The organism is Agrococcus sp. GW821-FHT14H11, assembly GCF_058803545.1.
Map to the genome: position 1 here is coordinate 191982 of NZ_JBXAPA010000003.1, position 14737 is coordinate 206718.

9 protein-coding genes and 1 tRNA gene are annotated in these 14737 nt (G+C 72.6%); 7 read left to right on the forward strand and 3 right to left on the reverse strand.

The window, feature by feature from the left end; all coding sequences use genetic code 11:
* Positions 1-64: 64 nt before the first annotated feature.
* The 3 genes from gltB (at position 65) to pyk (ending at position 7682) form a co-directional block, all read left to right on the forward strand.
* The gene (gltB, locus tag AC1RNL_RS04870) at positions 65-4630 is read left to right on the forward strand and encodes a glutamate synthase large subunit (protein ID WP_492934600.1); all 4566 of its coding nucleotides are present in this window, start codon (positions 65-67) and stop codon (positions 4628-4630) included.
* On the forward strand, positions 4623-6077 hold the full coding sequence (locus AC1RNL_RS04875) for a glutamate synthase subunit beta (RefSeq protein WP_246991076.1): 1455 nt from the start codon (positions 4623-4625) through the stop codon (positions 6075-6077). Before gltB ends, AC1RNL_RS04875 begins: the two co-directional genes overlap by 8 nt.
* Positions 6078-6188: 111 nt before the next feature.
* Positions 6189-7682 (forward strand): pyruvate kinase, encoded by a 1494-nt coding sequence (pyk, locus tag AC1RNL_RS04880; protein ID WP_310125162.1) that lies wholly within the window; start codon positions 6189-6191, stop codon positions 7680-7682.
* Between the two features lie 51 nt (positions 7683-7733).
* On the opposite strand, the gene AC1RNL_RS04885 is transcribed toward pyk, so the two are convergent.
* A tRNA-Leu gene (locus AC1RNL_RS04885) sits at positions 7734-7815 on the reverse strand.
* A 47-nt stretch (positions 7816-7862) separates the two neighbouring features.
* Between AC1RNL_RS04885 and AC1RNL_RS04890 the strand changes: the two genes are divergently transcribed.
* Positions 7863-8504, forward strand: coding sequence for an ANTAR domain-containing response regulator (locus AC1RNL_RS04890; RefSeq protein ID WP_128189714.1), 642 nt, complete (start codon positions 7863-7865; stop codon positions 8502-8504).
* Positions 8505-8773: 269 nt separating this feature from the next.
* Positions 8774-9655, forward strand: coding sequence for an endonuclease domain-containing protein (locus AC1RNL_RS04895; protein WP_364193952.1), 882 nt, complete (start codon positions 8774-8776; stop codon positions 9653-9655).
* Positions 9656-9831: 176 nt separating this feature from the next.
* On the opposite strand, the gene AC1RNL_RS04900 is transcribed toward AC1RNL_RS04895, so the two are convergent.
* The gene (locus AC1RNL_RS04900) at positions 9832-10251 is read right to left on the reverse strand and encodes a PaaI family thioesterase (RefSeq protein ID WP_225792745.1); all 420 of its coding nucleotides are present in this window, start codon (positions 10249-10251) and stop codon (positions 9832-9834) included.
* A gap of 90 nt (positions 10252-10341) precedes the next feature.
* Between AC1RNL_RS04900 and polA the strand changes: the two genes are divergently transcribed.
* On the forward strand, positions 10342-12963 hold the full coding sequence (gene polA / locus AC1RNL_RS04905) for a DNA polymerase I (protein WP_492934646.1): 2622 nt from the start codon (positions 10342-10344) through the stop codon (positions 12961-12963).
* On the opposite strand, the gene AC1RNL_RS04910 is transcribed toward polA, so the two are convergent.
* Positions 12960-13589, reverse strand: coding sequence for a hypothetical protein (locus AC1RNL_RS04910; RefSeq protein WP_492934601.1), 630 nt, complete (start codon positions 13587-13589; stop codon positions 12960-12962). The two genes, polA and AC1RNL_RS04910, sit on opposite strands and share 4 nt — an antisense overlap.
* Positions 13590-13726: 137 nt before the next feature.
* Here AC1RNL_RS04910 and AC1RNL_RS04915 point away from each other — a divergent pair, with 137 nt between their 5' ends.
* Positions 13727-14737, forward strand: a complete 1011-nt coding sequence (locus AC1RNL_RS04915; protein WP_146356160.1) for an LLM class F420-dependent oxidoreductase — start codon at positions 13727-13729, stop codon at positions 14735-14737.

Here is a 14737-nt window from a genome sequence, read left to right on the forward strand (position 1 = left end):
GCTCCTCGCGCGCCGCGGGCCGACGGCGTCCCGCTCCCACCGCAGCAGCAGCTGAAGGAGCACCATGCGAGCATCCAGCGAGCCCCCGTTCGGGGGAGACCGGTTCCAGGGGATGGGCGCGCCCGCGGCGACGGGCATGTACGACCCGCGCCATGAGCGCGACTCGTGCGGCCTCGCCATGGTCGCGACCACCCGCGGCACCGCCGGGCACGACATCGTCGCGCTCGCGCTCGACGCGCTGCGCAACCTCGAGCACCGCGGCGCGGTCGGCTCCGACGCGGGCACCGGCGACGGCGCCGGCATCCTGACGCAGATGCCGGATGCGTTCCTGCGGGCCTCGGTGCCGTTCCCGCTGCCCGAGGCGGGGGCGTACGCCGCCGGGCTCGCCTTCCTGCCGCTCGACGACGCGCACCGCGCGCGCGTGAAGGAGCAGCTGCAGGAGATCGCAGGCCAGGAGCGCCTGCGGGTGCTCGGCTGGCGCGAGGTGCCGACCGTGCCCGACGCGCTCGGCAAGCTCGCCCGCAGCGCGATGCCCGCGATCGAGCAGGTCTTCATCGCGTCGGCCGGCTCGCCCGTGGCCGGCATCGAGCTCGACCGGCTCGCGTGGCGGCTGCGCAAGCGCGTCGAGCGCGAGGTGGGGGAGTACCTGCCGTCGCTCTCGAGCCGCACCATCACGTACAAGGGCATGGTGACGACGCTCCAGCTGGAGCCGTTCTACCCCGACCTGTCCGACGAGCGCTTCGAGACGAAGCTCGCGATCGTCCACTCCCGCTACTCCACGAACACGTTCCCGTCGTGGCCGCTCGCGCAGCCGCTGCGGATGATCGCGCACAACGGCGAGATCAACACGGTCGAGGGCAACCGCAACTGGATGCGCGCGCGCGAGTCGCAGCTCGCGAGCGAGCTGCTCGGCGACCTGCGGCCGCTGAAGCCGATCGTCACGCCCGGCATGAGCGACTCCGCCTCGTTCGACGAGGTGCTCGAGCTGCTCACGCTCGCCGGCCGCTCGCTCCCGCACGCGATCATGATGATGGTCCCGCAGGCGTGGGAGAACCAGCCCGACATGCCGCAGGAGCTGCGCGACTTCGCCGAGTACCACTCGCTGCTCATGGAGCCGTGGGACGGGCCGGCGGCGATCAGCTTCACCGACGGCAGCCTCGTCGGTGCGACCCTCGACCGCAACGGCCTGCGCCCCGGGCGCTGGCTCGAGACCTCCGACGGGCTGTTCGTGCTCGCCTCGGAGACCGGCGTGCTGCCGATCGAGCCGAGCCGCGTCGTGCGCCGCGGGCGCCTGCAGCCGGGCCGGCTGTTCCTCATCGACACCGAGGCGGGCCGCTTCGTGCCCGACGAGGAGGTCAAGCAGCAGCTCGCCGCGATGGAGCCGTGGGGCGAGTGGCTCGAATCGAGCCGCATCCACCTCGCCGACCTGCCCGACCGCGAGCACGTCGCGCACACCGCCGCATCCGTCACCCGCCGCCAGCGCACCTTCGGCTACACCGAGGAGGAGGTGCGGATCCTCATCGCGCCGATGGCGAAGACCGGCGCCGAGCCGCTCGGCGCGATGGGCTCCGACACCCCGATCGCCGTGCTCGCCGAGCGACCGCGGCTGCTGTTCGACTACTTCAAGCAGGCGTTCGCGCAGGTGACCAACCCGCCGCTCGACTCGCTGCGCGAGTCGATCGTGACGAGCATGTCGATGGGGCTCGGCCCCGTGCGCAACCTGCTCACGGCCACGCCCTCGCACGCGAGCCAGATCATCCTCGACTTCCCCGTGATCGACAACGACCAGCTGGCGAAGATCCGCTCGATCGACCGCACGCCGGGCTCCCGCCGCACGGTCGTCGTGAAGGGGCTCTACCGCGTCGACGACGGGCCCGAGGCGATGGAGCGGCGGCTCGAGGCGATGTGCCGAGAGGTCGACGAGGCGATCGCCGAGGGCGCGCAGTTCATCGTGCTCTCCGACCGCGACTCGACCGACCAGCTCGCGCCCATCCCGACGCTCCTCATGACGAGCGCCGTGCACCACCACCTCATCCGCGCATCCACCCGCATGCGGGCCGGCATCGTCGTCGAGGCCGGCGACGTGCGCGAGGTGCACCACGTGGCGCTGCTCATCGGCTACGGCGCGAGCGCCGTCAACCCGTACCTCGCGATGGAGACCGCCGAGCAGCTCGCCCTCACCGGCCAGCTCGGCGCCGACGTCGACACCGCGGTGCGCAACCTCATCAAGGCGCTCGGCAAGGGCGTCACGAAGATCATGTCGAAGATGGGCATCTCGACCGTCGGCTCCTACGGCGGCGCGCAGGCGTTCGAGGCGATCGGCCTCTCGCAGCAGCTCGTCGACCGCTACTTCACCGGCACCCACTCGCCGCTCGGCGGCGTCGACCTCGACGTCATCGCCGAGGAGAACCGGCTGCGGCACCGCTCCGCCTACCCGGACGAGCGCGCGCCGCTCGCCCACGAGCGCCTCGCGACCGGCGGCGAGTACCAGTGGCGCCGCGACGGCGCGCCGCACCTGTTCAACCCCGAGACGGTCTTCAAGCTGCAGCACTCGACGCGCACGGGCCGCTACGACGTGTTCCGCGAGTACACGCGGATGGTCGACGACCAGGCGGCAGAGCTCAAGACGCTGCGCGGCCTCATCGGGCTCCGCACGGACGCGGCCCAGCCCATCCCGATCGACGAGGTCGAGCCGGTCTCCGAGATCGTGAAGCGCTTCTCGACCGGCGCGATGAGCTACGGCTCCATCTCGCAGGAGGCGCACGAGACGCTCGCGATCGCGATGAACCGGCTCGGCGCGAAGTCGAACACCGGCGAGGGCGGCGAGACCGAGGAGCGGCTGCTCGACCCCGAGCGGCGGAGCGCCATCAAGCAGGTCGCCTCCGGCCGCTTCGGCGTGACGAGCATGTACCTCACGCACGCCGACGACATCCAGATCAAGATGGCGCAGGGCGCGAAGCCCGGCGAGGGCGGCCAGCTGCCGCCGGGCAAGGTGTACCCGTGGGTCGCCTCGACCCGGCACGCGACGCCGGGCGTGGGCCTCATCTCGCCCCCGCCGCACCACGACATCTACTCGATCGAGGACCTCAAGCAGCTCATCTTCGACCTGAAGCGCTCCAACCCGCGCTCGCGCGTGCACGTCAAGCTCGTGTCGCAGTCGGGCATCGGCGCGGTCGCGGCGGGCGTGGCGAAGGCGAAGGCGGATGTCGTGCTCGTCTCCGGCCACGACGGCGGCACGGGCGCGAGCCCGCTCAACTCGCTGAAGCACGCGGGCACCCCGTGGGAGATCGGCCTCGCCGAGACGCAGCACACGCTCATGGTCAACGGCCTGCGGGAGCGCGTCAGCGTGCAGGTCGACGGCCAGCTGAAGACCGGCCGCGATGTCATCATCGGCGCGCTGCTCGGCGCAGAGGAGTTCGGCTTCGCCACCGCCCCGCTCGTGGTCTCGGGCTGCATCATGATGCGGGTCTGCCACCTCGACACGTGCCCGGTGGGGGTCGCGACGCAGAACCCCGTGCTGCGGCAGCGCTTCACGGGCAAGCCGGAGTTCGTGGTGCAGTTCTTCGAGTTCATCGCGCAGGAGGTGCGCGAGATCCTCGCGTCGCTGGGCCTGCGCACCCTCGACGAGGCGATCGGCCGCGGCGACCTGCTGCAGGTCGACCGGGCGGTGGCGCACTGGAAGGCCGACGGGCTCGACCTCGCGCCCGTGCTCGCGCAGCCCGACGGCGCGCACGGCGCGCCCCGGCGCACGACCGCGCAGGACCACGAGCTCGACGAGCAGCTCGACAGCCGGCTGCTCGCGCAGCTCGAGCGCGCGATCGACGCGGGGGAGCGGCTCGAGCTCGACCTCGAGATCGCCAACACCGACCGCGCGGTCGGCACGATGCTCGGCAACGCCGTCACGCTGCGGGCCGGCGCGCGGGGCCTCGAGCCCGGCACCGTCGACCTGACGCTCCGCGGCTCCGCCGGCCAGTCGCTCGGCGCCTTCGTGCCGCGCGGCATCGCGCTGCGCCTCGTCGGCGACGCGAACGACTACGTCGGCAAGGGCCTCTCCGGCGGCCTCATCACCGTGCGCCCGCCCGAGGACGCGGCGCTCGTCGCCGAGGAGAACGTGATCGCCGGCAACGTCATCGGGTACGGCGCCACGAGCGGCGAGCTCTACCTCCGCGGCATCGTCGGCGAGCGGTTCCTCGTGCGCAACTCCGGTGCCACCGCGGTCTGCGAGGGCGCGGGCGACCACGCGCTCGAGTACATGACCGGCGGCACCGCGGTCATCCTGGGCTCCACCGGCCGCAACGTCGGCGCCGGCATGTCGGGCGGCGTCGCCTACGTGCTCGACCTCGACGAGCGGCTGCTCAACCAGGACTCGTTCCACCAGGGCGAGCTGCGCGTCGAGCAGCCGAGCGAGGAGGACGAGATCGAGCTGCGCGCGATCCTCGCCCGGCACGTCGAGCTGACCGGCTCGACGGTGGCGCAGGCGGTGCTCGACTCCGGCCTCGCCGGCATCTCGAAGATCGTGCCGCGCGACTGGGCGATGGTGCAGTCCATCCGCCTCGACGCGCAGGCGCAGGGGGTCGACCCCGACTCGGACAACATCTGGCGGCGGATCCTGGAGGTGACCGGTGGCTGACCCTCGTGGCTTCCTGAAGGTGACGGAGCGCGAGCTCCCGAAGAAGCGGCCGGTGCCGGTGCGCATCCTCGACTGGCGCGAGATCGGCGAGCCCGGCGACAAGGCGGTGCTGCGGCGCCAGGCGAGCCGCTGCATGGACTGCGGCGTGCCGTTCTGCCACCAGGGCTGCCCGCTCGGCAACCTCATCCCCGAGTGGAACGACCTCACGTGGCGGGGCGAGGGGCGCGCCGCGAGCGACCGGCTCCACGCGACGAACAACTTCCCCGAGCTCACCGGGCGCCTGTGCCCGGCGCCCTGCGAGTCGTCGTGCGTGCTCGGCATCAACCAGCCCGCGGTGACGATCAAGTCGATCGAGCAGACGATCGCCGACGAGGCGTTCGCGAACGGCTGGACCGAGCCGCACCCGCCCGCGCGCCTCACGGGCAAGACGGTCGCGGTGGTCGGCTCCGGCCCTGCGGGCCTCGCGGCGGCGCAGCAGCTCACGCGCGCCGGCCACACGGTCGCCGTGTACGAGCGCGACGACCGCATCGGCGGCCTGCTGCGCTACGGCATCCCCGACTTCAAGCTCGAGAAGCGCACGCTCGAGGCGCGGCTCGCCCAGATGCAGGCCGAGGGCACGCGCTTCCGCGCGGGCGTCGAGATCGGCCGCGACATCACGTGGGAGCAGCTGCGCGACCGCTTCGACGCGATCGTCGTCGCCACGGGCGCCCCCGTCGCCCGCGAGCTGCCCATCCCCGGGCGCGAGCTCGACGGCGTGCACCTCGCGATGGACTACCTGGTGCAGCAGAACCGCGCGGTCGCCGGCACCGTCCCCGCCAACCAGATCACCGCATCCGGCAAGCACGTCGTCGTCCTCGGCGGCGGCGACACCGGGGCCGACTGCATCGGCACCGCGCATCGGCAGGGCGCGCTGTCGGTGACGAACCTCGCGATCGGCGTGCAGCCGCCGAGCGAGCGGCCCGAGCACCAGCCGTGGCCCGTGCACCCGACGCTCTTCGAGGAGCAGTCGAGCCACGAGGAGGGCGGCGAGCGCAGCTACCTCGTCTCGACCGTCGAGTTCCTCGCGAACGCCGCGGGCGAGGTGCGCGCGCTCAAGGTCGCCGACACCGAGATCGTCGACGGCACGCGCCGCCCGAAGGCCGGCACCGAGCGCGAGATCCCCGCCGACCTCGTGCTGCTCGCGCTCGGCTTCACGGGGGCGGATGCGTCGATCGGCGAGGCGCTCGAGGTCCCGTTCGAGCGCGGCGTGCCGCAGCGCGGCGCCGACTTCGCGACCGGCACGCCGGGCGTCTTCGTCGCCGGCGACGCCGGCCGCGGCGCCTCGCTCATCGTGTGGGCGATCGCCGAGGGCCGCGCCGCGGCGGCCTCGGTCGACGCCTACCTCGAGGGCGAGACGGCGCTGCCGTCGCCCGTGCGCGCGACCGACCGCCCCTTCGCGGCAGTGTGACCCGCGCCGTGCCGAGCCGCCCGTGTGGCGCGCTCGGCGCGGCGACCTGGGAGTATGGAGACGTCCGCGCCGATCCCACCCAGGCGGCGCGCCGATGAAAGCGAGCTGACGATGAGAAGAGCCAAGATCGTCGCGACGTTCGGCCCGGCACTGGCCGGCTATGAGCAGACGAAGGCCGCGATCGCGGCCGGCGTCAACGTCGCGCGCATGAACCTGAGCCACGGAGACCACACCGTCCACGAGGGGGTGTACGCCGACATCCGCAGGGCGAGCGACGAGCTGGGGATCCCGGTCGGCATCCTCGTCGACCTGCAGGGGCCGAAGATCCGCCTCGGCAAGATCCCCGGCGGCCCGTACGACCTCGCCGAGGGCGACCGGTTCACGATCACCACCGACGAGGTCGAGGGCGACGGCCAGCGCGCCGGCACCACGTTCAAGGGCCTTCCGGCCGACGTGCAGCCGGGCGACCCGCTGCTGATCGACGACGGCCGCATCGTGCTGCGCGCGGTCGAGGTCACCGACACCGACGTCGTCACCGAGGTCGTCGTCGGCGGGCCGGTGAGCTCGAACAAGGGCATCAACCTGCCCGGCGTCGCGGTCAACGTGCCCGCGCTGAGCGAGAAGGACGAGGACGACCTGCGCTGGGCGCTGCAGCTGGGCGCCGACATCATCGCCCTCTCCTTCGTGCGCGACGCGAAGGACATCGAGCGCGTGCACGAGATCATGGCGGAGGAGGGCAGGAAGCTGCCCGTCGTCGCGAAGATCGAGAAGCCGCAGGCGGTCGAGAACCTCGCCGACATCATCGACGCGTTCGACGCGATCATGGTCGCCCGCGGCGACCTCGGCGTCGAGCTGCCGCTCGAGCAGGTGCCGCTCGTGCAGAAGCGCGCGGTCGAGCTGGCACGCCGCTGGGCGAAGCCGGTCATCGTCGCCACCCAGGTGCTCGAGTCGATGATCGAGAGCCCCCGCCCGACGCGCGCCGAGGCGAGCGACTGCGCCAACGCGATCCTCGACGGCGCGGATGCGGTGATGCTGTCGGGCGAGACGAGCGTCGGCAAGCACCCGATCGTCACGATCAAGACGATGGCGCGCATCATCGAGGCGACCGAGGAGGACGGCCTCGGCCGCATCCCCCCGCTCGGCACGAAGCCGCGCACGCAGGGCGGCGCGATCACGCTCGCCGCGCTCGAGGTCGCGGAGTTCGTCGAGGCGAAGGCGATCGTCGTCTTCACCGAGTCGGGCGACTCGGCGCGCCGCATGTCGCGCCTGCGCACCTCGATCCCGATGTTCGGCTTCACGCCCGACCCCGAGATCGAGTCGCGCATGCAGATGATCTGGGGCATGCAGACGCACCTGGTCGACCGCGTGACGCACACCGACGAGATGATCGCGCAGGTCGACGACGTGCTCATCGGCAAGCGCCTCGCGCAGGTCGGCGACAAGGTCGTGGTGATCTCGGGCATGCCGCCCGGCACCTCCGGCTCGACGAACGACCTGCGCATCCACCGGGTCGGCGACGTGCACGCCGACGCCGTGCCGGCGTACCACGGCAAGCGCCGCATCGAGGTCGTGCACCAGTCGGTGCCGCACCCCGCGGAGGCGTAGCCGCCAGCACCTCGCGAAGCCCGGCCGGTCCAGTGGACCTGCCGGGCTTCGTGCCGGTGGTGGGACTCGAACCCACACTCCTCGCGGAAGCGCAGTTTGAGTGCGCCGCGTCTGCCTGTTCCGCCACACCGGCGAGGGCCGGGGCATCCGCCCGGTCGGCCGAACACTAGGCTAGTGCTCATGACCGACGACCTCTTCGCCGAGCCCCAGATCGACGCGGCTGCCGCACCGACCGCATCCTCCGCACGCCGGGTGCTCGTCGCCGAGGACGAGTCGCTCATCCGCCTCGACATCGTCGAGACCCTGCAGGCCGCCGGCTTCGAGGTCGTCGGCGAGGCCGGCGACGGCGAGCGCGCCGTCGAGCTCGCCACCGAGCTCGAGCCCGACCTCGTCGTCATGGACGTGAAGATGCCGAAGATGGACGGCATCACCGCCGCCGAGCGCATCGGCGCCGCGAAGATCGCGCCCGTCGTGCTGCTCACCGCCTTCAGCCAGAAGGAGCTCGTCGAGCGCGCCGGCGAGGCCGGGGCGCTCGCCTACGTCGTGAAGCCGTTCACGCAGAACGACCTGCTGCCGGCGATCGAGATCGCGCTCGCCCGCTGGGACCAGATCCGCGCGCTCGAGGCCGAGGTCACCGACCTCTCCGACCGGTTCGAGACGCGCAAGCTCGTCGACCGCGCGAAGGGCCTGCTCAACCAGCGCATGGGCCTGGCCGAGCCGGAGGCGTTCCGCTGGATCCAGAAGGCGTCCATGGACCGCCGCCTGACGATGGCCGAGGTCGCCCAGGCCGTCATCGAGCAGCTCGGCACCCCCAAGAAGTAGCCGCCCGCCGCCCCCGCCCTCCGCGCGGCGCCTGCCCCCGTGTGAGTGGCGCCTCGCCCGATCGAGTGGCGCCTCCCGCGACTGCGTGGCGCCTCCCGCGACTGAGTGGCGCCTCCAGCGACTGAGTGGCACCTCCCGCGACTGAGTGGCGACTTGCGCGATCGAGTGGCGCGCCTTGCGGTCGAGTGGCGCCCCCACCACATCCGTTCTATCCACACCCCGCCCGTCCGCGGCGACAACGGATGCGGGCGGGCGTCACCATGCGAGCCATGGACACCCCTCACGGCTTCACCGTCCGTGCCGGACTCGAGCGCGGCTACTCGGCCGCAGAGCTCCGTTCGATGGCCTTCACCACACCCGCGCGCGGCGTCCGCATCACCGCGGCGATCGGCGACGAGGGCCGCGCGCTGCTCGAGGCCGTGCGCGCGCTCGCACAGGACGACCAGTTCTTCTCGCACACCACCGCCGCACGCATCCACGGGATGCCGCTCCCAGCTCGCTTCGAGCAGGAGGCGCGGGTGCACCTCGCCTCGCCGACGGGACGCGCCCGGATGCACCGGCCCGGCGTCGTCGGCCATCGGCTGAAGTCGGCGACGACGGAGGTCGACGGGATGCGCGTGGAGGCTCGGGCCGACGCCTTCGTCCATGTCGCGACGCTCCTGACCGTCGAGGAGCTCGTCGCCGTCGGCGACTGGCTGGTGTCGCCGAAGCGGCGCGAGCCGATGGCGCTCGAGGAGCTCACGGAGGCGCTGCGCCGCTATGCCGGCGCGCGCGGCTTGAACCGCGCACGACGCGCGCTCGCGCTCGTGCGCGTCGGCGCGGAGTCGCCGCGGGAGTCGCTCGTGCGGCTGCTGATCCTCCGAGCGCTGCCGGAGCCGGTGCTCCAGCACGAGGTCGTCGATGCTGCAGGCTGCTTCGTGGCGCGCCTCGACCTCAGCTGGCCGCACCTGCGGCTCGGCGTCGAGTACGACGGGGAGCACCACGAGGATCCGGAGCAGCGAGCCCGCGATGCCGTCCGGCTCGCGAGGCTGCGCGCGGAGGGCTGGCGCATCATCACGGTCACCCGCGACGACCTTGCCGACGGCGGTGAGGCGCTGCTGCGCACGATCGTCGCTGCGCACCGGCGGTACTCCTCCTGGGAGGCGGCCTGATCGCGGCGAGCCGCCACTCGATCGCCGGAGCCGCCACTCGATCGCCGGAGCCGCCACTCGATGACGGAAGGCGCCACTCGATCGCGGGAGGCGCCACTCGATCGCGGGAGGCGCCACTCGATCGCGGGAGGCGCCACTCAGTCGCGGGAGGCGCCACTCGAGGGGCGGGGAGGCGGTCAGCGGTCCTTCACGAAGTTCGTGATGCGGATCGTCGAGGCGCGCCTGCCCTCGTCGTCGCGGCAGACGATCTCGTGCACGGTCATCGACCGGCCGAGGTGCAGCGCGGTGCACTCCGCCGTCACCCAGCCGCTCGTGATCGAGCGGGTGTGCGTCGCGTTGAGGTCGACGCCGACGGCGTACCGGCCGGGGCCGGCGTGGATGTTGGCGCTCACGGAGCCGAGCGTCTCGGCGATCACGCAGTAGGCGCCGCCGTGCACGAAGCCGACCGGCTGCCGGTTTCCCTCCGCCGGCATCCGCGCGACCGAGCGCTCGGCCGACAGCTCGAGGAACTCGATGCCCATGCGCTCCGCGAGCTCGCCGCCCGGCCTGCCCTCGCGCTCCTGCAGCAGTCGCTGCGCGGCCTCGTCGGGCTGGATGGGCTGGGTCACGCGGGTCTCCCGTGCTCGGCGGCCGTGTCGGTGACGCGGGCTAGGCTGACTGCCGTGTCGGACACGAAGCCTACCCTCATGGTCATCGACGGCCACTCGCTCGCGTTCCGGGCGTTCTTCGCCCTCCCGCTCGAGAACTTCGTCAACTCGGAGGGGCAGCACACCAACGCCATCCACGGGTTCCTGTCGATGCTCCTCAAGCTGCTGCAGGACCACAGGCCGACGCACCTCGCGGTCGCGTTCGACATCTCCCGCTTCTCGTTCCGCACCCGCGAGTACGCCGAGTACAAGGGCACGCGCGACGAGACGCCGAAGGAGTTCAAGGGCCAGGTGCCGCTGCTCGAGGAGGCGCTGCACGCGATGGGCGTGCGCACCCTCTCGAAGGAGGACTACGAGGCCGACGACATCCTCGCGACGCTCTCGGTGCAGGGCGCGCAGGCGGGCATGCGCGTGTTCGTGGTCTCGGGCGACCGCGACACGATCCAGCTGGTGAACGACGACGTGACGCTGCTCTACCCGTCGGTGCGCGGCGTCTCCGAGCTGAAGCACTACACGCCCGAGTCGGTGCGCGAGCGCTACGGCATCGAGCCCGCGCAGTACCCCGAGATCGCGGCGCTCGTGGGCGAGACGAGCGACAACCTCATCGGGATCGACAAGGTCGGCGAGAAGACGGCCGTCAAGTGGATCACGCAGTACGGCACGGTCGAGAACCTGCTCGCGCACGCCGACGAGATCAAGGGCGTCGTCGGCAACAACCTGCGCGAGCAGCGCGAGCGCGCCGAGCGCAACCGCCGCCTCAACCAGCTGCTCACCGACGTCGAGCTGGGCGTCAGCCTCGACGAGCTCACGCGCGGGCAGGTCGACGAGGCGAAGCTCCGCGACGTCTTCCAGCGCCTGCAGTTCCGCACGCTGCTCGACCGCGTGCTCAAGCAGGAGGGCAGCGGCGAGTCGGCCGCGGCGCTCGAGCCGCAGGTGCAGGCGCCCGCGGTGCAGAAGCTCGTCGACGAGGAGCTCGACCTGTGGCTCGCGCGCGCGGCCGGCACGGTCGCCGTGTCGATCGCCGGCGACGGCGCGGGCGGCATCGCCGGCTTCGGCGTCGCGACCGAGGGCGCGAGCGCGTACGTGCCGTACAAGGCGGGCACGGCCGACTACGACGGATTCGCGGCCTGGCTCGCGTCGGACGCCCCGAAGGCGCTCCACGACGTGAAGGCCTCGATCAAGCTCCTCGAGCGCGCAGGGCTGTCGCTCGGCGGCGCCGCGCACGACACGCGCGTGGCCGCCTGGCTCGCGACGCCGACCGCCCCGCCGAAGACCTTCGAGCTCGACTGGCAGACCGAGGCGCTGCTCGGGGCGACGCTCCCGGCGCCCGACCCGAACCAGCTGGTGCCCGAGATCGAGCCGGAGGAGCTCGGCACCGTCGCGTGGCTCACGGGCGAGGTGGCGCGCGCGCAGCGGCCGCGGCTCGACCCGGGCACGCTCGGCGTGCTCGACGACATCGAGCTGCCGCTCATGCCCGCCCTCGTGCGCATGGAGCAGCAGGGCGTGCAGATGGATCGCGCGGTGCTGCAGCGCATCCTCGACAGCATGCGCGAGCAGGCGGCCGGCCACGCCGAGGCCGCCTACGCCGAGATCGGCCACGAGGTCAACCTCGGCAGCCCGAAGCAGCTGCAGGCCGTGCTCTTCGAGGAGCTCGACATGCCCAAGACGCGCGCGACGAAGACGGGCTACTCGACCGACGCGCAGGCGCTCGCCGACCTGCAGGAGACCAACCCGCACCCGTTCCTGGGGCTCCTCCTGCAGCACCGCGAGACGACGAAGCTCGCGCAGATCATCGAGACGCTGCTGCGGGCGATCCAGGACGATGGGCGCATCCGCACCCGGTACGACCAGACCGGCTCCGCATCCGGCCGCCTGTCCTCGAACGACCCGAACCTGCAGAACATCCCGGTGCGCACCGAGGTGAGCCGCGAGATCCGCTCGGCCTTCGTGCACGGGCCGGAGTTCGAGACGATGCTCACCGCCGACTACTCGCAGATCGAGATGCGCATCATGGCGCACCTCTCCGGCGACGAGGGGCTCATCGAGGCGTTCCTGTCGGGCGAGGACCTGCACCGCTTCGTCGGCAGCCGCATCTTCGGCGTCGACCCCAGCGAGGTGACCGCGCTGCAGCGCGTGAAGGTCAAGGCGATGAGCTACGGCCTCGCCTACGGGCTGAGCGCCTTCGGGCTGTCGAAGCAGCTGCGCATCTCGCAGGCCGAGGCGAAGCAGCTGATGCTCGACTACTTCCAGCGCTTCGGCGGCATCCGTGACTACCTGCGCGGCGTGGTCATGCAGGCGAAGGACGACGGCTACACGACGACGATCTTCGGCCGCCGCCGTCCGTTCCCCGACCTCACCTCCTCCAACCGCGTGCTGCGCGAGAACGCCGAGCGGCAGGCGCTCAACTCGCCCATCCAGGGCTCCGCCGCCGACATCATCAAGCGCGCCATGATCGCGATCGACCGGCGCATCATCGACGAGGGGCTCGGCTCGCGCATGCTGCTGCAGGTGCACGACGAGCTCGTGTTCGAGGTGGCGACGGGGGAGCGCGAGGCGCTCGAGGCCATCGTGCGGGCCGAGATGGGCGGCGCCGCCGAGCTGTCGGTGCCGCTCGAGGTGCAGGTCGGCGTCGGCCCGAACTGGGACGCCGCCGCGCACTAGCGCCGAGGTCGGTCGGCGCGGGGCCGGAGGGCGGTCGCGGTGCCGATGATGCCGCACAGCAGCAGGCCGGCGACGAGCACCGTCGTCCACACGCCGCGCGGCGTCGTGAGCGCGTGGCTGCCGCCGCCGATGAGGGGCACGGTGGCCGCGACGCCGACGACGAGCAGCAGCGCGGTCACGAGGCACGCGACGCGCACCGCCCGCGGGCCGATGGAGCCCAGCCCGAAGCCGCCGAGCACGAGCGCGGCGGCGACGCCGATCGCCCCGCCGCCCGGGCCCTGCGTGAGCAGGCTCTCGAGCGCCCCGGGCTGGAGCAAGGGCAGCACCGCGAACGCGAGGGGCCCGAGCCCGAGCAGCCACGCGCGCTCCGCCCCGCGGGCGTGGAGCGCATGCGCGAGCCCGATGCACGCGCCGGCGATCGCCCCCGGCAGCAGGATCGCGCCGACCGACCACCAGGTGAAGACCGAGGTCGTGCCGACGAGCTCGACCATGTAGGCCCGGAGGGCGGCCGCCCAGGTGAGCCCGACGAGCGCGCCGACCGCCGTCGCGCCGAGCTGGTGCGCGACGCCGTGCGAGCGCCTGCGCCCGGTCGATGCCGCGGCGTCGACGCCATCGGTCGTCTGCATGGGCGGCTCCCAACGGCTGCGCGGCGCTCCGCGGAGCGTGCTCCTGCGGCTCGCACGATCCTCCGCCGGACGGGCGCTGTCAATCCCGCCGGTACCACCTTCCTGCAGGCCCCAGCCGGCGCGCCTAGGCTGGCGCCATGACTCACGACGCACTCCAGTACGGCCTCTTCGTCCCGCAGGGCTGGCGGCTCGACCTCGTCGGCATCGACCCCGCCGACCAGTGGGGGCGGATGCTCGACGTCGCGAAGCGCGCCGATGCCGGCGCGTGGGACTCGATCTGGGTCTACGACCACTTCCACACGACGCCGCAGCCCACCGGCGAGGCCACGCACGAGGCCTGGACGCTCATGGCCGCGCTCGCCGCCACGACGAGCCGCGTGCGGCTCGGCCAGATGTGCACGTGCATGGGCTACCGCAACCCCGCCTACCTCGCGAAGGTCGCCGCGACCGTCGACGTCATCTCCGGCGGCCGGCTCGAGTTCGGCATCGGCGCCGGCTGGTACGAGCACGAGTGGCGCGCGTACGGCTACGGCTTCCCGGGCGTCGGCGACCGCATCTCGGCGCTCCGCGACGGCGTGCAGATCATCCAGCGCCTGTGGGCCGACGGCGAGGCGACGATCGAGTCGCAGACGTACGCGGTCGACGGCGCGATCTGCCGCCCCCAGCCGCTGCAGACCGGCCGCGACGGCCGGCCGCGCATCCCCACGTGGATCGCCGGCGGCGGCGAGCAGCGCACGCTGCGCTACGCGGCGAAGTGGGCCGACGCGACGAACTTCGGCGGCAGCCCCGAGCAGTTCGCCCGCAAGCGCGACGTGCTGCTCGGGCACCTCGAGCGCGAGGGGCGCGACCCCGCCGAGGTGCGCCTGACCTCGAACCTCAACATCGTCGTCCGGGAGACCGAGGCGGAGGCGCGACGCGTCGTCGACGAGGTGAACGCGCGCGCCGACTCGGCGATGCCCGCCGAGCACGCCGGCACCGGCTTCTCGACGAAGGGCGCGGTCGTCGGCACGCCGCAGCAGGTGCTCGACCACGTGGGCGCGCTGCGCGAGGCGGGCCTCGGCACGCTCATCGCCTACATGCCGGAGGTCGCGTTCGAGCAGGACGGCATCGAGCTGTTCGAGCGCGAGGTGATGGGGCGCCTCGTCTGA